This window comes from Actinomyces culturomici, from assembly GCF_900499005.1.
Lineage (GTDB): Bacteria > Actinomycetota > Actinomycetes > Actinomycetales > Actinomycetaceae > Pauljensenia > Pauljensenia culturomici.
On sequence record NZ_LS991316.1, the window covers coordinates 131,891 to 151,936 of the forward strand.

Consider the following 20,046-nt stretch of genomic DNA (forward strand, 5'->3'; position numbering starts at 1 on the left):
CCTTCTCGGTACTGTGGACATCATGACAGACGCGAAGACGCCCGTAGTCCACGCCGTCGTCCCCTCGGCAGGACGCGGCACCCGGTTCCTCCCCATCACGAAGTCCGTGCCGAAGGAGATGCTCCCGGTCGTCGACCGGCCCTCGATCGAGTACATCGTCCGTGAGGCGACCGATGCCGGCATCGAGGACGTCCTCTTCGTCACCCGCGCCGGCAAGCAGTCGATCGAGGACTACTTCGACGCCGAGCCCGGTCTCGAGGCCGATCTCGCGAAGTCCGGGAAGACCGCCGCTCTCGACCTCGTCAACGAGTACAAGGGGTACGCGCGCGTGCACGCCGTGCGTCAGGGGCACCCGCTCGGCCTGGGCCACGCGATCCTCCAGGCGAAGCGCCACGTCGGCGATGCGCCCTTCGTCGTCATGCTCCCCGACGACCTCATGGAGCCGGGCGCCCAGCTCCTCAAGCGGATGATCGAGGTCCGCCAGGCGCTCGGCGGTTCGGTCGTCGCGCTCCTCAAGGTGACGCCCGAGCAGGCGACGGCCTACGCGTCGACCGCTGTCACGGTGCTCCCGATCCCCGAGGGCGTCGACCTCGAGGAGGGCGAGCTCGTCCGCATCGACGAGGTCGTCGAGAAGCCCCCGCTCGATGAGGTGAAGTCCGAGTACGCCGTCATCGGCCGCTACCTCCTCGATCCGGCCGTGTTCGACGCCCTCGAGAGGATCGAGCCGGGCGCGAATAACGAGTACCAGCTCACCGACGGCTACGCGCGCATGATCGACCTGCCGGTCGAGCAGGGCGGCGGGCTCTACGGGGTCGTCGTCAACGAGCGCCGTTTCGATACGGGCGACAAGCTCGGCTATCTCGAGGCGAACGTCTCCCTCGCCCTCGAGGACCCCGACCTCGGGCCGGCGTTGCGCGAGTACCTCCGCGCCGAACTGAACGAGGGCTGATGCGGACCGTCGCCGAGTTCTATCAGGACTGCCTCGCCTCCGTCTCCCAGCAGCCCCCGCTCGAGGTTCAGCTCGCCGACGCGGTCTCCTGCGTGCTCGCCGAGGACGTCGAGGCGCCCTTCGATCTCCCTGTCGCCGACCTCGCCGCCTGCGACGGCTACGCGGTCCGATCCGAGGACCTCGTCGGCGCGCGCCCGGATGCCCTCGTCGAATTGCCGGTCACCGAGGAGATCCGCGCGGGCGACGTCAACCCCGCGGCCCTCGTGCCGGGGACCGCGATCCGCATCGCGTCGGGTGCGCCGATGCCCGCCGGAGCGGACTGCGTCATCGCCCTCGACTTCACCGACCACGGCGTCGCGCGGGTGAAGGTCCGCACGCAGCCCGCGATCGGCGAGAACATCCGCCGCAAGGCCGAGGACGTCGAGGAGGGCGAGGTCGTCCTCCGCAAGGGCTCGCGCGTCGGCGCCCGTCAGGTCGCGCTCCTCGCCGGCGTGGGGCGCTCGCGGGTCTTCGTCCATCCGCGTCCGCGCGTCGTCATCCTCTCGATCGGCGACGAGATCGTCGAACCGGGTCGCCGCGCCCGCCCGGGCACCGTCTTCGACGCGAACGGCCACGCCCTCTCGACTGCGATCGCCGACGCCGGCGCCCAGACCTTCCGCGTCGCCGCCGTCCCCGACGAGCGCACGGTCCTGCGCGAGACCATCGAGGATCAGCTCGTCCGCGCCGATCTCATCCTCACGACGGGCGGCATCTCCTACGGGTCGGGCGATACGGTCCGCGAGGTCCTCTCGGTTCTCGGCACGGTCCGCTTCGACAACGTGGCCGCCTGGCCGGGTCACATCCTCGGCGTCGGGACCGTCGGCGGGGACGAGGACGGGAAGGGCGGCACCCCGATCTTCTGCCTGCCCGGCGATCCGGTTTCGGCCCAGGTGTGCTTCGAGGTCTTCGTCCGCCCGGCCCTGCGCCACATGCAGGGGTGGACGCAGCTCACCCGCCCGTCGGTGCGCGCCGCCGTCGACCGCTCGTGGTACTCGCCACGCGGGCGCCGCGAGTTCGTCCGCGTGCGCCTCGTCGGCGACCCGAAGTCGGGCTACCAGGCGAAGGTCATGGGCGCGCCCGCGTCGCTCCTCCTCTCGGCCCTCGCCGAGTCGAACGCCCTCGCGATCGTCCCCGAGGCGACGACGAACGTGAAGGCGGGCGACCTCCTCCAGTGCCTGGTGCTCGACTGACGTGAGCGGCTCGGACTGGCTGTACCGGCCCTTCGCCCGGGTCTGGGGGCGCTCGCTCGGCGAGCTGACCCTCGAGATCCGCGACCCCGTCGGCCGCGGTCTGCTCCACGCGCCGCGCCCCGCGCTCGTTCGCGGATCGATCGACGAGGGCGGGGCGGTGCGCCCGTCCGGCCCCGACGACCGGGCCCCCGGATTCGATGAGCGGCCGGCGCCCCCTTCTCGCTCGCGCGCTCGTTCGGCCCGGCACGCGAGGCGCGCGGCCCCGGCCTCGTCCGCCGCGGAGGTGGAGCCGGGCGTCGTCGTCCTGCGGCCGGCGTGGGGGCGCGACCACACCGCCGTCGACGCGGTGCGGCGCGCGAACTCCGACTGGCTGTCGCCGTGGGAGGCGACCCTGCCGCCCGGGACGAATGAGATCCTTCCCGACCTCGCCGAATACACGCGGAAGACGGACCGCGAGCAGCGGGCCGGGCGAGCGCTCGTCATGATCGCGGAGGTCGACGGCGAGATCGCCGGTCAGTTCTCCCTCTCCAACGTCCAGCGCGGCGCGATGTCGCAGGGGATGCTCGGCTACTGGCTCGCGCGCTCGTGGTCGGGGCGCGGGCTCGGCGTGCTCGGCGCGGCGCTCGTCATCGACCTCGTGATCGGCGAGCTCGGCCTGCACCGCGTCGAGGTCGACGTCCGTCCGGAGAACGCGCCCTCGCTCGGGCTGTGCCGTCGGCTCGGGCTCACCGAGGAGGGGCTTCGTCCTCGCTTCATGCACATCAACGGCGCGTGGGCGGATCACCTCGCGTTCTCGATCGACGCGGAGTCGCTGCCGCCCGGAGGGCTCGTCCGGGCGCGTCTCGAGGAGTCCGCGGAGGAGTAACCGACGCGTGACGCGTGGGGCGAATGTGACGCATGTGAACACTGTGAATGCCCTCTGACGTGCGACATCCAACACGCGCTCCGGACTCGGCGCGGCGCGGAGGGAAACCGCCTAGCGTGGCACCGTGGAGTTGGGCGGCATCATCATCATCGCGGCGGCGGTCGCGCTGTTCGGAATGATTCCGCTGCTCGTCGCACGACGCACCGCGATGACGCAGACCCGTGAGGGCGATCGCTACTCGCAGCGCCTCCGACTCCTCGAGAACGACACCCGGACGTCCGAGACCTGCGAGAGGTCGACCCAGCCGATCCTCGCGCTCAAGCGGACGCTCCTCACGGCGAACGGAGACGTCATGGCACAGGCACCCGCCCACCGCCCGGTCCGCGTCGACCGCGCGGCCACCCAGTCCGTCCGGGAGATCGCGCGCCTGCGCGCCCGCCGCGCCGCCCGCCTCTCGGCCGAGGCCGCCGCCGGACGCCGACGCCTCCTCGTCTCCACCGCGCTCGCCGCCCTCACGCTCGTCGTCGGCGTCGTCGCCTACGCGACCGCCCTCACCTGGCCGTGGACCCTCATCCCGGGCGCGCTCCTCGCCGTCTCGCTCGTCGCGTCGCGCGTCGCCGCCGTCCGCTCCGAGAAGATCGGCGCCGCAGAGCTCGAGCTCCTCAACGAACTGCGCGAGAAGGTCTCGCCGTCCGCCTCCCGCGCCTCCGCCGACTCCGCTTCCGCCGACTCCGCCTCCGCGATCGACGAGGCCGGGGCGGGGGATCGTCAGGCGGAGGCTTCCGACGCCCCCCTGAATGAGGGAACCGCTCCCGTCCTCGTCGATGGCGCCGAAGAGGGGACGGCCGAGGCGCCCGTGGAAGACGCTGCCGATGCCGAACTCGTCGAAGCCGCCGAGGCTCCGGCGGGCGACGAGTCTGCGCACGCCTCCGTCTCGGCCGAGGCGACCGAGGTCGACCCCATCGCCGAGACCGCGCCCGTCGAGCGCCGCACGTGGAACGTCGCCTCGGTTCCCGCGCCCACCTACGCGATCCGCGGCCGGATCTCCGGGCGCTCGGTCCACCCCGACACCGACCTGCGGGGCATCCCGAAGGTCGAGGCGCGCGTGCCCGCGCGGCCCGTGCGCGCCTCCGCCCTTTCGGGCGCTCGTTCGACCTCGGAGGTCGTCGCCGATCAGGCGGTGGCGCTCGACCTCGACGCCGTGCTCGACGCGCGCCGGGCGCAGTGAGGTAGCTCGCTCCGACTCGATTTCGCACTTCGGGGCACCCCGGTGTTATGCTTGTCGGGCAGTTGGGGCTATGGCGCAGTTGGTAGCGCGTCTCGTTCGCAATGAGAAGGTCGGGGGTTCGAATCCCCCTAGCTCCACCAGTGAAGAGCCGCTCATCCGGGAAACCGGGTGGGCGGCTTTTTCGTGCATGCAGGGCTGCCGGGTGAATGCGCTCTGAATCGCGAACCCTGAGCCTTGGCCCTTGAACCCCGAACCCTGGGCCCGGGGTCCTCGTCGAGCGGCCTTGGGCGACGTCCGCGGCGCCGGTGAACATACGCGCTTGTTCGACGGGCGCGCCCGATCGATGGGCGGGATATTGACGGCGACCATCCGATATTGTTAACTGCTTAACGATATGAGTGAACAAGCGCCCATCGAGGAGATCCCCTCGAGCCTCTCCTTCCTCCTGCACCGCGCCACCGTCCTCGTCGATCGGGCGGCGGACCGGTTCCTCGTCACGCGCTACGGCATCGGCTACCCCCTGTTCTCCGTGCTGCTGCTCATCGGCAGCCTCGATCGGCCGATCCGTGCCGAGATCGCGGCGATGCTCGGGGTCTCGCGTGCGTCGATCACGCAGCGCACCGCTGAGCTCGCCAAACGCGGGCTCATCGTCGTCGAACCCTCCGACGAGGACGCGCGGACCTCGCGACTCCGACTCACCGCCGAGGGCGGCAGGCTCCTCGAGGCGGCATGGCGCGACCTCGAAACCGCCGACGGCGGCCTGGAGGACGGCATCGACATTCCACAGCTCACCGCTCAACTCCACCGGCTGACCGCGAACGCGGAACGATTCCTCGCCGAACTCTCGAAAGGGCCCGACGATGACCGCACGACCGATCCCGCAGGCTCGAACCCTCCATCCTGACGACCCGGCTTCATCCCGCGCGCTTGTTGGCGAACAAGCGAGCGAGGCCGGAGGTCTCGTCCGCAGGCTCGTCGCGCTCACGGCCGTCTTCGTCGCGACGCTCGGCCTGCTCGGCGCGACGCTTCTCATCGGGCAGAACGGAGCTGGCCGTCTCGTCCTCTACGCCGCCTATCAGGGCATCGGACTCGTCATCGCGGGCGTCCTCGTCCTCGTGCTCCGCGCCCTCGTGAATGCGAAGCGGCCGGGCGTCGGCGACTTGCGCGCACCCGCCCGGGCGATCCGCCTGCTCGGGTGCGAGAAGGCGAATCCTGGGCGCGCGTCGGTGCGACCTTCGCCGTCCTCGCCTCGATCGCGACTGGCGTCTACCTGTGGTTCGCGTTCGGCGCAGAGGCGATCTCGCGCCCGTGGACCTCGTGGGCGGTCGCGCTCCTCGTCGCGCTGCCCCTGTCCGCCTCCAACGCGCTTGTTGAAGAAGTCGTCACCCGATGGGGAGTGCTTGCGGCGATGCCCGAGGACTGGGCGCGCTTCGGCCCGCTCGCCTCGGCCGTTCTCTTCGGGGCGATCCACTGGTTCGGGATCCCCGGCGGCCCGGTGGGAGCCGTCATGGCGGGCTTCCTCGCGTGGGTGCTCGCCCGCTCGAGCTTCGACACCCGAGGAATCGGTTGGGCCTGGTTCATCCACTTCTGCCAGGACGTACTCATCTTCACGGCGACGCTCGTCCTCTTCGTCTGAGGGCTGGTTCCTTTGGGCGGTGAACAAGCGCGCTTGTTCACCGCGCCACCGCGTGCGTGCTCGAACGAGCGCGCACGCGGCGACGGACCTTCAACAAGCGCGCGAAGCGGCGCCTTCAACAAGCGCGCTGGGCGGCGTTGTGAACAAGCACGCAAGACTCGGTGCCCCCGCTTCAACAAGCGCGCGGCCACGCCCTCGTCGATCGAAACGTATGCTGAGCGGCATGGAGACGCCGACGCCCCCGACCATAGAACGCGCCAGCGCCGTACCCGGGCGCGTGTGGGCGTGGGCGATCGTCCTCGGGCTCACCGGGCAGCTCGCGTGGGCCGTCGAGAACATGTACCTCAACGTGTTCGTCTACAACACGATCACCGACGACCCGCAGGTCCTCGCCGTCCTCGTCGCCTCGTCCGCGGCGAGCGCGACCCTCATGACCCTCCTCGCCGGCGCCTGGTCCGACCGGGTCGGGAGACGCCGCGAGTTCATCGCTCTCGGCTACATCCTCTGGGGCGCGTCAACCGCCGCGTTCGGCTGGGTCGGCGCCGGGACCGCCGCGATCGCCGTCATCGCGATCGTCCTGCTCGACTGCCTGATGAGCGCGCTCGGCGCCACCGCCAACGACGCCGCCTTCAACGCGTGGATCACCGACTCGACGACCCCGGCCAACCGCGGGCGCGTCGAGGGCGTCCTCGCGACCTTCCCGCTCCTCGCGATGCTCCTCATCTTCGGCGCGCTCGACCCGCTCACCCAGCAGGGGAACTGGCGCCTCTTCTTCGGGATCATCGGCGCGGCGACTGCCCTCGTCGGCATCGTCGCGTGGGCGCGGCTGCGCGACGGCGAGATTCACGAGGTCGAGGGCGCCTACCTCGGATCGGTCCTCAAAGGACTGCGCCCCTCGACGATGCGGGCCCAGCCCGCCCTCTATCTCGCCCTCGCGACCTGGGCGGTCTTCGCGACGAGCACCCAGATCTTCCTCCCGTACCTCATCATCTACGTCCAGAGGTTCCTGCGGATCGCGGCCTACCCGCTCGTGCTCGGCTCGGTGCTCCTCGGCGCGGCGATCATCAGCGCGCTCGGCGGGCGGCTGCTCGACCGCTTCGGCGCGACGAGGGCGATCCCCGTCGTCCTGGCGATCTACGTCCTCGGCCTGTCGGCGATGTTCGCCGCGCGCGACGCGCTGCCCGTCACGCTCGCGGGCATCGTCATGATGTCGGGCTTCATGCTGTGCACCGCGGCGATCTCCGCCTCCGTCCGCAACCACACGCCCGCCGAGCGGGCCGGCTCCGTTCAAGGCGTCCGCATGATCGCCGCGACGCTCATCCCGATGGTGATCGGCCCGTTCGTCGGGGCGGCGGTGATCTCGGGCGCCGATGAGACCTACGTCGACCTCGGCGTCGTCAAGCAGGTCCCGACGCCGTGGATCTTCCTCGCCGCTGCGGCACTCGGCGTGCTCGTCCTCGTGCCGACGGCGCTGCTGCGGCGTGCGGAGAAGCGGTCGCGCTAGTCGGCGTGTGCGGACTCGATGGAGTTCGTGCCCCGTCCGAACCCGGATCGCACACTCGGCGTGGGTTGAGGTGCGGGAGTGTCGCCGAGACGGCGATCCAGGGCGCGCAGGGGTGTGTTCGGAGGCCGTTGTTGACCCGGATCGCACACTCGGCGGGTGTTGAGGTGCGGGAGTGTCGCCGAGACGGCGATCCAGGGCGCGCAGGGGTGTGTTCGGAGGCCGTTGTTGACCCGGATCGCACACTCGGCGTGGGTTGGGGCGGGGGAGTGTCGTCGAGACGGCGATCTGGGGCGCGCAAGGCAAGAAGCGCCGGACCAGGCGACGAGCGCGCCCGGCCCGCCATACTGGGCGCATGACGATTCCTTCCGTGCGCGCCTCCGTCCTCGCCCTCGCCGACGAGGGGAACGCCACCTTCATCGCGAAACTCATCCCCGGGCTGCCCCTCGAGCGAGTCGTCGGCGCGCGCAATCCGGCGCTGCGGGCGCTCGCGAAGGAACTGCGTCGGGATCGTCCGATAGAGGCCGAGGCCTTCCTCGCCGATTTCCCGCACGGCCTCCACGACGAGAACATGCTCCACGCGTTCCTCCTCGGGTTCGAAAAGGATCCCGCGCGCTCGTTCGCGCTCACCGAGGCGTTCCTCCCCTTCGTCGACAACTGGGCGGTGTGCGACGGGCTCAACCCCGGCGGCTTCGCGCGCTCGTTGACGCGACTCGAGGACGAGGTCGAGCGCTGGCTCGCATCCGACGCCCTCTACACGCGCCGATTCGGGGTGTGCATGCTCATGCAGCACTTCCTCGGCGAGCGGTTCGATGCGCGATTCCCCGCCCTAGTCGGCGCGCTCGACTCGAGCGAGTACTACATCCGCATGGTGCAGGGCTGGTACTTCGCCGAGGCGCTCGCCCGCCAGCCCGAGGCGGCGCTCCCGTGGTTCGTCGAGGATCGGCTCGCCCCGGACGTGCGGCGCAAGGCGATTCAGAAGGCGATCGAGTCCTACAGGATCCCCGATGAGACGAAGGCGCTCCTTCGCGAGGTCCGAGCAACGATCCCGCGCGCCCGGAGGAGCTGAGCCGGGCCTCTTCTTGCGCGCTTGTTCACCGCACGTCGTTCCGTGCGATCGTTCACGGTCATCGGTCGGCGGATCAACGAGGGCGGGGCGGTGCGCCGGATTCGAGGAGAGCGGTGAACAAGCGCGCAAGAAGAGGCCCGGCTCAGCTCCTCCGGGCGCGCGGGATCGTTGCTCGGACCTCGCGAAGGAGCGCCTTCGTCTCATCGGGGANGTGGGGCCGAGAGGGGGTGTCGGGGTGAACGAGCGCGCAAGGGCCGGTACGCTGTGGGCGCCCCAATAGCTCAGTCGGTCAGAGCAGCGGACTCATAATCCGTCGGTCGTCGGTTCAAGCCCGACTTGGGGCACCAGGCGGCGAACGAGCGTCCAAGAATCGGTCGGTGGACAAGCGCGCAAAGTGGAGACGGTGAACAAGCGCGCGATCATGAAGCGGTGAACAAGCGCGCAAGGGGAGCGGGCGCGCGGGCGAAGTGAGCAGCATAGCCCCGACCTCGTGAATCGCAACACAAATGCCCTGGTGTGTTGAGTGCTTCGGGGGGCGTGCCTAGGATGACTAGTTGCGCCTTATCGTGCCCGAGGTGAACCGTACCCACCCGCTGGAAAGGCGCTGAGCGGGTCTGGACGGTGTCAGATAATGGGCGAAGGCGTGTGCGCGCACCGAAAATGCAGGGAAGGATCCCCTTTGGCTGCCAGTAGCACTGCCACCCAGCCCAGGAACCGCATCTCATTCGCCAAGCTCCGCGAACCGCTTCAGGCCCCGAACCTCCTCGGGCTCCAGGTGGAGAGCTTCGATTGGCTGCTGGGCAACGACGCGTGGAAGGCCCGCGTCGACGCCGCGAAGGCGGAGGGGCGCACCGACGTCCCCGACGTCTCGGGCCTCGAGGAGATCTTCGAGGAGATCTCCCCGATCGAGGACATCGGCCAGACGATGTCCCTCTCCTTCCGCGACCACCGCCTCGAGCGTCCGAAGTACACGATCGAAGAGGCGAAGACCAAGGACTACACGTACTCGGCCCCGATGTACGTCACCGCCGAGTTCATGAACTACGAGACCGGCGAGATCAAGGGCCAGACCGTGTTCATGGGCGACTTCCCGCTCATGACCCCCCGCGGCACCTTCATCATCAACGGCACCGAGCGCGTCGTCGTCTCCCAGCTCGTCCGCTCACCGGGCGTCTACTTCGAGCGCGTCTCCGACCGCTCCTCGGACCGCGAGACCTTCGGCGCGAAGGTCATCCCGAGCCGCGGCGCGTGGCTCGAGTTCGAGATCGACAAGCGCGACTCGGTCGGCGTGCGCATCGACCGCAAGCGCAAGCAGCCCGTCACCCACTTCCTCAAGGCGATCGGCCTCACCGAGTCTGAGATCCGCGAGAAGTTCGCCGACTACCCGGTGCTCCTCGAAACCCTCGAGAAGGACACGGTCCACACCCAGGAGGAGGCGCTCCTCGACATCTACCGCAAGCTCCGCCCCGGCGAGCCCGCGAACGTCGACTCCGCGCAGACCCTTCTCAACAACTTCTACTTCGACGACAAGCGCTACGACCTCGCGAAGGTCGGCCGCTACAAGATCAACAAGAAGCTCGCCGTCGACGCCGATCCGAAGGCCTCGACCCTCTCGATCGAGGACGTCGTCGCGACGGTGAAGTACCTCCTCGCGCTCCACAAGGGCGAGAAGACCTTCGCGGGCTTCAGGAACGGCCAGGCCGTCGAGGTGCGCGTCGAGTCCGACGACATCGACCACTTCGGCAACCGCCGCATCCGCGCGGTGGGCGAGCTCATCCAGGCGCAGGTCCGCAACGGCCTCGCCCGCATGGAGCGCACCGTGCGCGAGCGCATGACGACGCAGGAGGCGGACTCGATCACGCCCCAGTCGCTCATCAACATCCGCCCTGTCGTCGCCGCGATCAAGGAGTTCTTCGGAACGTCCCAGCTGAGCCAGTTCATGGATCAGAACAACCCGCTCGCGGGCCTCACCCACAAGCGCCGCCTCTCGGCCCTCGGCCCCGGCGGCCTCTCGCGCGACCGCGCCGGCATGGAGGTCCGCGACGTCCACCCGTCGCACTACGGCCGCATGTGCCCGATCGAGTCCCCTGAAGGCCCGAACATCGGCCTCATCGGTTCGCTCGCGACCTTCGCGCGCATCAACCCCTTCGGCTTCATCGAGACGCCGTACCGCGTCGTCCGCAACGGCACGGTGACCGACGAGGTCGAGTACCTCACCGCCGACGACGAGATCGGCCACTTCATCGCGCAGGCCTCGTCCCCGCTCACCGAGGACGGCACCTTCGTCGAGGAGCACGTCCTCTGCCGCGTCGCCGGCGAGGATCCGACGCTGATCCTCCGCGATCGCGTCGACTACATGGACGTCTCCGCCCGCCAGATGGTGTCGGTCGCGGCCGCGTTCATCCCCTTCCTCGAGCACGACGACGCGAACCGAGCCCTCATGGGCGCGAACATGCAGCGTCAGGCGGTCCCGCTCCTCACGACCGAGGCGCCGCTCGTCGGCACCGGCATGGAGCGCCGCGCCGCCCAGGACTCGGGCGAGATGATCATCGCCGCGAACTCCGGCGTCGTCTCCGAGGTCTCCGCCGACCTCATCGTCGTTTCGACTGACGAGGGCGGGCGCGACACCTACCGACTGGAGAAGTTCGAGCGCTCGAACCCGGGCAACTGCACCAACCAGCGCGTGATCGTCGACGAGGGAGACCGCGTCGAGGTCGGGTCCGTCCTCGCCGACGGCCCCGCGACCGATCACGGCGAGGTCGCGCTCGGCAAGAACCTCCTCGTCGCCTACATGTCGTGGGAGGGCCTCAACTACGAGGACGCGATTATCCTGTCGCGCCGCGTCGTCGAGGAGGACGTCCTCACCTCGATCCACATCGAGGAGTACGAGGTCGACGCCCGCGAGACGAAGCTCGGCGAGGAGGAGATCACCCGCGACATCCCGAACGTGTCCGAGGAGTCCCTCGCCGACCTCGACGAGCGCGGCATCATCCGCATCGGCGCCGAGGTCGTGGCCGGCGACGTCCTCGTCGGCAAGGTCACCCCGAAGGGCGAGACCGAGCTCACTTCCGAGGAGCGCCTCCTGCGCGCGATCTTCGGCGAGAAGGCCCGCGAGGTCCGCGACACGTCCCTGCGCGTGCCCCACGGCCAGGAGGGCATCGTCATCGGCGTCCGCGAGTTCAACGACGACGAGGACGACCTCAACCCGGGCGTCCGCCAGACCGTCCGCGTCTACGTCGCCCAGCGCCGCAAGATCACGATCGGCGACAAGATGGCCGGCCGTCACGGGAACAAGGGCGTCGTCTCGAAGATCCTGCCCGTCGAGGACATGCCGTTCCTCGAGGACGGAACCCCGGTCGACATCATCCTCAACCCGCTCGGCGTCCCCGGTCGTATGAACGTCGGACAGGTGCTCGAGTACCACCTCGGGTGGCTCGCCCACCAGGGATGGGACGCCTCCAAGGCCGTCGAGGCCGGCGAGGCGTGGACCCGTCACCTCCCGACCGACGGCATCACGACCGCGCCCGAGACGCTCGTCGCGACCCCCGTGTTCGACGGCCTCGAGGCCGACGAGCTCGCCGGCCTGCTGCGCAACGTCAACCCGAACCGCGACGGCGACCGCCTGACGAACGAGCAGGGCAAGGCCCGCCTCTTCGACGGGCGCTCCGGCGAGCCGTTCCCGTACCCGATCGCGGTCGGCTACACCTACATGCTCAAGCTCCACCACCTCGTCGACGACAAGATCCACGCGCGCTCGACGGGCCCGTACTCGATGATCACGCAGCAGCCCCTGGGCGGTAAGGCCCAGTTCGGCGGCCAGCGATTCGGCGAGATGGAGGTGTGGGCACTCGAGGCGTACGGCGCCGCCTACGCCCTCCAGGAGCTCCTCACGATCAAGTCGGACGACACGACCGGCCGCGTGAAGGTGTACGAGGCGATCGTCAAGGGCGAGGACATCCCCGAGCCCGGTATCCCCGAGTCCTTCCGAGTGCTCATCCAGGAGATGCGCTCGCTGTGCCTCAACGTCGAAGCCCTCGACGCGGCCGGCAACGCCATCGACCTGCGCGACCAGGACGAGGACTTCAACGCGCGCGAGGAGCTCGGCATCACGCTGGATGCCCGCCCGAACGCCGCGGCGACCATCGACGCGATCTGATAGGGAGAGATGACTTTGCTGGACGCCAAGACGTTCGACAGCCTGAAGATCACCCTGGCCACGAGCGATGACATCGCGACGTGGTCCTACGGTGAGGTGAAGAAGCCGGAGACCATCAACTACCGCACGCTCAAGCCCGAGCGCGACGGCCTGTTCGGTGAGCAGATCTTCGGCCCCACGCGCGACTGGGAGTGCGCGTGCGGCAAGTACAAGCGAGTCCGCTACAAGGGCATCGTCTGCGAGAAGTGCGGCGTGGAGGTCACCCGCTCCAAGGTCCGTCGCGAGCGCATGGGTCACATCGACCTCGCCGCCCCGGTCACGCACATCTGGTACTTCAAGGGCGTGCCCTCGCGCCTCGGCTACGTGCTCAACCTCGCGCCGAAGGACCTCGAGAAGGTCATTTACTTCGCCGCGTACATGATCACGGAGATCGACGAGAAGGGCCGCGACGAGGACCTCGCGGATCTCCGCGCGGAGCTCGAGGTTCAGAAGAAGCAGATGGAGGGCCACAGGGACTCCGCCATCAACGAGTACGCCGAGAAGATCGAGGCCGACCTCGCCGCCCTCGAGGCGGACGGGGCCTCCGGCGCCGAGCGCGAGAAGCTGCGGAAGAACGCCGAGAAGGAGATGGCGAAGATCCGCAAGCGCTTCGACGGCGACATCGACGGGCTCGAGGTCGTGTGGGAGAACTTCAAGAACCTCAAGGTCGGCGCCCTCATCGGCGACGAGCGGCTCTACCGCGCGATGGTCGCCCGCTACGGCACCTACTTCAAGGGCGACATGGGCGCGGCCGCGATCCAGAAGCGCCTTGAGACCTTCGATCTCGAGGCCGAGGTCGAGGCGCTCCGCCAGACCATCGCGTCGGACTCCGGTCCGCGCAAGGCCCGCGCGATCAAGCGCCTCAAGGTGATCAACGCCTTCGTCATCACCGGCAACTCGCCTGCCTCGATGGTCCTCACGAAGATCCCGGTCATCCCGCCGGACCTCCGTCCGATGGTCCAGCTCGACGGCGGCCGCTTCGCGACCTCCGACCTCAATGACCTCTACCGTCGCGTCATCAACCGCAACACGCGACTCAAGAGGCTCCTCGAGCTCGGCGCCCCCGAGATCATCGTCAACAACGAGAAGCGCATGCTCCAGGAGTCCGTCGACGCGCTGTTCGACAACGGACGCCGCGGACGTCCGGTCGCCGGCCCCGGCAACCGCCCCCTCAAGTCGATCTCCGACATGCTCAAGGGCAAGCAGGGCCGCTTCCGTCAGAACCTCCTCGGCAAGCGCGTCGACTACTCCGGCCGTTCGGTCATCGTCGTCGGCCCGCAGCTCAAGCTCCACCAGTGCGGCCTGCCCAAGCAGATGGCGCTCGAGCTCTTCAAGCCCTTCGTCATGAAGCGGCTCGTCGAGAAGAACTACGCGCAGAACGTCAAGGCCGCGAAGCGCAAGGTCGAGCGCCAGCGCCCCGAGGTGTGGGACGTCCTCGACGACGTCATCCGCGAGCACCCGGTGCTCCTCAACCGAGCCCCCACGCTCCACCGCCTCGGCATCCAGGCGTTCGAGCCGCAGCTCATCGAGGGCAAGGCCATCCAGCTGCACCCGCTCGCCTGCGGCGCGTTCAACGCCGACTTCGACGGCGACCAGATGGCGGTCCACCTGCCGCTGGGCGCGGAGGCGCAGGCCGAGGCCCGCATCCTCATGCTCTCGACGAACAACATCCTCAAGCCGTCGGACGGCCGCCCCGTGGCCATGCCCTCGCAGGACATGATCATCGGCCTGTTCCACCTCACCTCGAACCCCGACCCGGCGGTCGAGGTCGCGAAGGACGCCGACGGCAACGAGATCGTCCCCGCGTACTCGAGCCCGTCCGAGGCCCGCATGGCCTTCGACAACGGCGACCTCGACCTCAACGCCAAGGCGCTCATCCGGTTCACCGGAATCGTGCCGCCCGCCGGCTGGGAGGCCCCCGAGGGCTGGGAGCCCGGCGACGACGTCATCCTCGAGACCTCGCTCGGACGCGCGATCTTCAACGAGCAGCTCCCGGTCGACTACCCGTTCGTCAACGAGGTCGTCGGCAAGAAGCAGCTCGGGAGCATCGTCAACACGCTCACCCAGCGTTACCCGAACGTCCTCGTCGCCGAATCGCTCGACGCCCTCAAGTCCGCCGGCTTCCACTGGTCGACCTGGTCGGGCATCACGATTGCGTTCTCCGACATCCAGGCGTCCCCCCGCAAGGAGGAGATCCTCGCCGAGTACGAGGCCCGCGCCGCGGAGATCCAGGATCAGTTCGACACGGGCATCATCCTCGAGGAGACCCGCTACGAGGAGCTCGTCAAGCTCTGGCTCGAGTGCACGGAGAAGGTCGCAAACGACATGCGGTCGAACTTCACCGAGCGCAACACCGTCTACCGGATGGTGAACTCGGGTGCTCGCGGTAACTGGTCGCAGGTCCAGCAGATCGCCGGCATGCGCGGCCTCGTGTCCGACCCGAAGCAGAAGCTCATCGAGCGCCCGATCAAGGCGAACTACCGCGAGGGCCTCACCGTCCTCGAGTACTTCATCGCGACCCACGGCGCCCGTAAGGGCCTCGCCGACACGGCCCTCCGTACGGCCGAGTCGGGCTACCTCACGCGTCGTCTCGTCGACGTTTCGCAGGACGTCATCGTCCGCGAGGCCGACTGCGGCACCCGCCAGGGCGTGAAGATCAAGATCGCGAAGAAGAACGAGTTCGGCGAGTGGGAGGCCCTCGAGACCGTCGAGACGACCGCCTACGCCCGTAACCTCGCCCGCGACGCGGTCAACGAGAACGGCGAGGTCGTCATGCCCGCCGGCTCGGATCTCGGCGACGACGAGCTCGCGGCCCTCGCGGCCGCCGGCGTCGAGGAGATCACCTGCCGCTCCGTCCTCACCTGCGAGTCCCAGGTCGGCACCTGCGCCGCCTGCTACGGCCGCTCGCTCGCGACCGGCAAGCAGGTCGACATCGGCGAGGCCGTCGGTATCATCGCCGCCCAGTCGATCGGCGAGCCCGGCACGCAGCTCACGATGCGCACGTTCCACACGGGCGGCGCCGCGTCGGCCGCGGACATCACGCAGGGCCTCCCGCGCGTCCAGGAGCTCTTCGAGGCGCGCACCCCGAAAGCCGAGGCGAAGATGAGCGAGGCCGCCGGCCGCGTCCACATCGACGACGAGGATCCCGCTGTCCGTCGCATCGTCATCACCCGTGACGACGCGAAGGAGGACGACGTCATCGAGGTGTCGCGTCGCCAGAAGCCGCTGGTCGCCGAGGGCGAGCACATCGAGGCGGGCACGCCCCTCACCGAGGGTCAGCTCGACCCGAAGGAGGTCGTCCGCATCATGGGCCGCTCCGTCGCCCAGAAGCAGCTCGTCGACGAGGTCCAGAAGGTCTACCGCGACCAGGGCGTCGGCATCCACTCGAAGCACATCGAGGTCATCGTCCGTCAGATGCTTCGTCGCGTGACGATCCTCGAGCCGGGTGACACGACCTTCATGCCGGGCGAGCTCGTCGACCGCATGGCGTACCTCGCGGAGAACCGCAAGGTCGCCGCCGAGGGCGGGCAGCCGGCCTCCGGCCGCCAGATGCTCATGGGCATCACGAAGGCGTCGCTCGCGACGGATTCGTGGCTGTCGGCCGCCTCCTTCCAGGAGACGACGAAGGTCCTCACCGAGGCCGCGATGAACGGCAAGTCCGACTCGCTCGTCGGCCTCAAGGAGAACGTCATCCTCGGCAAGCTCATCCCTGCCGGCACCGGCCTGTCGCGCTACAACCGCGTGACGGTCGAGCCGACCGCGGAGGCCCTCGCCAACTCCAACTACACGGAGCTGGACTTCCAGGACGGCGGGGTGTCCGAGGACTTCCTCGACGCCCTCGGGTCGATCGATTTCGGAATGACCTTCCACGAGTGACCCGCGCGTGTTGAAGGATCCGCTTCAAGCCTTCCGCGCTTGTTGACGCTCCTTCCTCGAGCAACCCGCGCTTGTTGAGCGCACGGGGCCCGGCGACCATCCGGTCGCCGGGCCCCGGTGCATGCGCGTCGTTGTGCTGCGCCCCCTCGCGCGCCTGCCGGTGCCGTGTCACTGCCGGTCCGCATCCCTCCGCCTTACCTGGTTCGCCGTCTCGGCGGGGTTCGGGGGTGGGGGTGTGCGTCGAGTGTGCGATCTGGGGCGTCCGACGGGTGCTTGGCCCCGTCCTCGTGACCTGGTTCGCCGTCTCGGCGGGGTTCGGGGGTCGGGGTGTGCGTCGAGTGTGCGATTGAGGGAGTCAGCAGCTCCCGCGGACATCGGCGCGGCAGTCCGCCGAGGCGCCGATCATGCAGACTGCGGGAATCGGGCGCCGCGGTGAATTGCTCCGCCGCGCGATCGGACGACGGTGTCGATTCGCGAGAGGATCGACTGAGGATCGGAGAGGTCGTCCCAGGTGAATCGAATGAAGTGCCAGCCTCGGATCTCGAGGTCCCTCTGCCGCGCCTCCTGAGCGCCCAATGCGTGAAGCTGCTCTTGCGCGGTGAGGCCGTATTTCACGCGCCCGTCCATTTCAATCGCGATCCTCAAATCGGGGAATCCGAAGTCGATGAAGTAGTGGACGTAGGTGTCCGCGACTTCGATCTGCACGTCGATTCCGCGGATCCCGGCGGACCGAAGGATCCACAGAAGTCGCATCTCCGCAACCGACTCGCAGGCGCCTGAGGCATTCTCGACGATCCATCGCGCGCGTCGCCGATTGCGAGTGCCCGGTGGCAGCCTTTCGATCTCATCGAGCAGGATCTTCCGCACGGCCCGTTCGCGTCGTCGCCAGCCGGATCCGCGTCCCGCGTCCGAGCCAATGAGGAACTTCAACACCTGGCACGCGAATCCGAAGGACTCCTCGCCCGGTGCGGCGACCAGGCACTGGAGCAGCACGCCGACGATGCCCTCACGATCGAGTGGCTCGAATGCCGGCTCCGACGGGATGAGGATTCGGTCGCGGTGGTGCACCGTCGTCGTCGACGGCGCGACGAACATGCCATTGCACGAGATTTCGGCGAAGGCGATTGCATGAGGCGAGGCCGTCGATCCGCCGGGGACGTGAAGGTGAATCGTCGGATCCTCGCCCATCGCCGAGAATCCGGCGAGCGAAGCGGCGGTGCGGCCGAAGGGACGGCAGCCCGGTTTCGCTCGGAGGGCCGCGATGGTGCGCGCGGCGATGACGGCATCGCGCCGGTCCCATGGCTTGCGAAGCGACGTGATGACCTCCACGGGGAGGTACGCCCCGCGGTGTATACGGATGAGGCCGGCGCGCTCGGTCTTGGGGAGCCTGCGGTGCGAGCCGGTGAGGATCATCTGATCTCGCACGGTCTCGAGCAGTTCTCTTCGCATGGTCGTCGTTCCTCTCGCGCGTCGTGCTGCGAGTCTTCCGGTCCAGCGTTCTCCCGCCAAGAGGCGGGCGCTGCCCTGTGGATGGATCTCGAGTGACGAGGACGCAGCGCCGACGTCGATCGAACGGGTGCAAGCGACTCTCACCGTGAGGGGCCGCCGGGGGAGAGGCTGGTGTGGACGGTCCTGGCCGCGCGCCCATGACCTGGATCGCCGTCTCGGCGGGGTTCGGGGATCGGGGTGCGCGCCGAGTGTGCGTTCTGGGTGCTGTAGTGCCCGGATTCGGTGCGGTTCACGACCTGGATCGCCGTCTCGGCGGGGGTTGTGGGTCGGGGTGCGCGTCGAGTGTGCGTTCTGGGTGCCGCAGCGCCCGGATTCGGTGCGCTTCATGACCTGGATCGCCGTCTCGGCGGGGTCAGGAGGTTGGGGTGCGCGTCGAGTGTGCGTTCTGGGTGCTGCCGTGCCCCGATTCGGTGCGGTTGGTGACCTGGATCGCCGTCTCGGCGGGGGTTGTGGGTCGGGGTGTGTGTCGAGTGTGCGTTCTGGGTGCTGCCGTGCCCCGATTCGGTGCGGTTGGTGACCTGGATCGCCGTCTCGGCGGGGTCTGGAGGTCGGGGTGTGTGTCGAGTGTGCGTTCTGGGTGCTGTAGTGCCCGGATTCGGTGCGGTTCACGACCTGGATCGCCGTCTCGGCGGGGTTCGGGGATCGGGGTGCACGCCGAGTGTGCGATCCGGGGCGTCTGAGCGGCGCCCTGCCGGGTCCTCGCCGCCCCGGATGCGGATGCTGAACAAGCGCGCAAGGCGTCGCACGTCACGTGCGACGCCTTTGACCCGACTGGGCGGGCCCTCGTAGACTCGAGGACGGTTCCCGTGCACTCGCGGGTTCTCTTCGTCGGCGCGAGCCGACAGCGGGCTCCGTCCGTCGGAGCTCCGGGCGTCATTCTCTGGCCCAGTCCGTTCGGGCTCCCGCAAGGGAGGATCGAGCGGCCCCCGCAAGGGGAGCGGCTATCATGGCGCGCCGGCCCCAGACGGACCGTCGTGCGTCCGGAGGGGATTCGTCGAGTCGCGGATGACTGACCACAAGGGCCCTGAGCCGAAGGCGAGGGGCCGCCGACGGAAAGAAACTGGAGACCCAGTGCCTACCATTCAGCAGCTCGTCCGCAAGGGACGCAGCTCGAAGCGCTCGAAGGTGAAGACCCCGGCGCTCAAGGGCTCGCCCCAGCGTCGCGGCGTGTGCACCCGCGTGTACACCACGACCCCGAAGAAGCCGAACTCCGCCCTCCGTAAGGTCGCCCGCGTGCGCCTCTCCTCGGGCATCGAGGTCACGGCCTACATCCCCGGTGAGGGCCACAACCTGCAGGAGCACTCGATCGTGCTCGTCCGCGGCGGTCGTGTGAAGGACCTCCCGGGCGTGCGTTACCGCATCGTCCGCGGCTCCCTCGATACGCAGGGCGTCCGCAACCGCAAGCAGGCCCGTTCCCGCTACGGCGCGAAGAAGGAGAAGAAGTAATGCCTCGTAAGGGCCCCGCTCCCAAGCGCCCCCTGGTCGACGATCCGGTCTACGGCTCGAAGGTCGTCACCCAGCTCGTCAACCGCATCCTCCTCGACGGCAAGAAGACCGTCGCCGAGCGCATCGTCTACGGCGCTCTGGAGACCGTGCGCGAGCGCACCGAGCAGGAACCGGTCTCGGTTCTCAAGCGCGCTCTCGACAACATCCGTCCGGCCCTCGAGGTCCGCTCCCGCCGAGTCGGCGGCGCGACCTACCAGGTCCCGGTCGAGGTTCGCCCCGCGCGCGCCACGACCCTGGCCCTGCGCTGGCTGGTCGACTTCTCCCGTCAGCGTCGCGAGAAGACGATGACGGAGCGCCTCGCGAACGAGATCATGGACGCGTCCAACGGTCTCGGCGCCGCTGTCAAGCGTCGCGAGGACATGCACAAGATGGCCGAGTCGAACCGCGCGTTCGCTCACTACCGCTGGTGATGCAGATTGACGAGGACGACCCCGGTCGTCCTCGTCGATCCGCTTCCAACCCGCGCACTTCCTAATCACTCCG

Annotated in this window: 13 protein-coding genes and 2 tRNA genes; 14 read left to right on the forward strand and 1 reads right to left on the reverse strand. The window is 69.0% G+C overall.

Annotated features, from left to right (window positions below; translation table 11 throughout):
- Positions 1–22: 22 nt before the first annotated feature.
- The 12 genes from DY157_RS00555 to DY157_RS00610 all read left to right on the forward strand — a co-directional run bounded on the left by DY157_RS00555 (position 23) and on the right by DY157_RS00610 (position 16,548).
- Positions 23–949 carry a UTP--glucose-1-phosphate uridylyltransferase gene (locus DY157_RS00555; protein WP_115727854.1) on the forward strand — a complete coding sequence of 309 codons (927 nt, stop codon included), beginning with the start codon at positions 23–25 and terminating at the stop codon, positions 947–949.
- Positions 949–2,178 carry a molybdopterin molybdotransferase MoeA gene (locus DY157_RS00560; protein WP_115726701.1) on the forward strand — a complete coding sequence of 410 codons (1,230 nt, stop codon included), beginning with the start codon at positions 949–951 and terminating at the stop codon, positions 2,176–2,178. Before DY157_RS00555 ends, DY157_RS00560 begins: the two co-directional genes overlap by 1 nt.
- Before the next feature lies 1 nt (position 2,179).
- Positions 2,180–3,043, forward strand: a complete 864-nt coding sequence (locus tag DY157_RS00565) for a GNAT family N-acetyltransferase (RefSeq protein ID WP_328587393.1) — start codon at positions 2,180–2,182, stop codon at positions 3,041–3,043.
- Positions 3,044–3,167: 124 nt separating this feature from the next.
- Positions 3,168–4,271: a hypothetical protein gene (locus DY157_RS00570; protein ID WP_115726702.1), complete on the forward strand. Its 1,104-nt coding sequence runs from the start codon at positions 3,168–3,170 to the stop codon at positions 4,269–4,271.
- Between the two features lie 64 nt (positions 4,272–4,335).
- Positions 4,336–4,411 (forward strand) — tRNA-Ala (locus DY157_RS00575).
- Positions 4,412–4,665: 254 nt separating this feature from the next.
- Positions 4,666–5,175, forward strand: coding sequence for a MarR family winged helix-turn-helix transcriptional regulator (locus DY157_RS00580; protein WP_115726703.1), 510 nt, complete (start codon positions 4,666–4,668; stop codon positions 5,173–5,175).
- 291 nt (positions 5,176–5,466) lie between these two features.
- Complete coding sequence (locus tag DY157_RS11260) at positions 5,467–5,907, forward strand: CPBP family glutamic-type intramembrane protease (protein WP_160159384.1); 441 nt, start codon at positions 5,467–5,469, stop codon at positions 5,905–5,907.
- Between the two features lie 223 nt (positions 5,908–6,130).
- Entirely contained in the window at positions 6,131–7,411 is a 1,281-nt protein-coding gene (locus tag DY157_RS00590) for an MFS transporter (protein WP_115727856.1), read from the forward strand.
- Positions 7,412–7,763: 352 nt separating this feature from the next.
- Entirely contained in the window at positions 7,764–8,477 is a 714-nt protein-coding gene (locus DY157_RS00595) for a DNA alkylation repair protein (protein ID WP_115726705.1), read from the forward strand.
- Between the two features lie 270 nt (positions 8,478–8,747).
- A tRNA-Ile gene (locus DY157_RS00600) sits at positions 8,748–8,824 on the forward strand.
- Between the two features lie 332 nt (positions 8,825–9,156).
- Entirely contained in the window at positions 9,157–12,633 is a 3,477-nt protein-coding gene (gene rpoB, locus DY157_RS00605; protein WP_115726706.1) for a DNA-directed RNA polymerase subunit beta, read from the forward strand.
- A gap of 15 nt (positions 12,634–12,648) precedes the next feature.
- Positions 12,649–16,548: a DNA-directed RNA polymerase subunit beta' gene (locus DY157_RS00610; protein ID WP_115727857.1), complete on the forward strand. Its 3,900-nt coding sequence runs from the start codon at positions 12,649–12,651 to the stop codon at positions 16,546–16,548.
- Positions 16,549–16,950: 402 nt separating this feature from the next.
- Here DY157_RS00610 and DY157_RS00615 read toward each other — a convergent pair whose 3' ends face one another.
- A complete protein-coding gene (locus DY157_RS00615; protein WP_115726707.1) occupies positions 16,951–17,997 on the reverse strand; it encodes an endonuclease domain-containing protein in 1,047 nt (348 codons plus the stop codon).
- 1,131 nt (positions 17,998–19,128) lie between these two features.
- On the opposite strand from DY157_RS00615, the gene rpsL reads away from it, so the two are divergent.
- Together rpsL and rpsG are read left to right on the forward strand one after the other, a co-directional pair.
- Complete coding sequence (rpsL, locus tag DY157_RS00620) at positions 19,129–19,503, forward strand: 30S ribosomal protein S12 (RefSeq protein WP_026460007.1); 375 nt, start codon at positions 19,129–19,131, stop codon at positions 19,501–19,503.
- On the forward strand, positions 19,503–19,973 hold the full coding sequence (rpsG, locus tag DY157_RS00625; RefSeq protein WP_115726708.1) for a 30S ribosomal protein S7: 471 nt from the start codon (positions 19,503–19,505) through the stop codon (positions 19,971–19,973). Before rpsL ends, rpsG begins: the two co-directional genes overlap by 1 nt.
- The last annotated feature ends 73 nt before the right edge of the window (positions 19,974–20,046 follow it).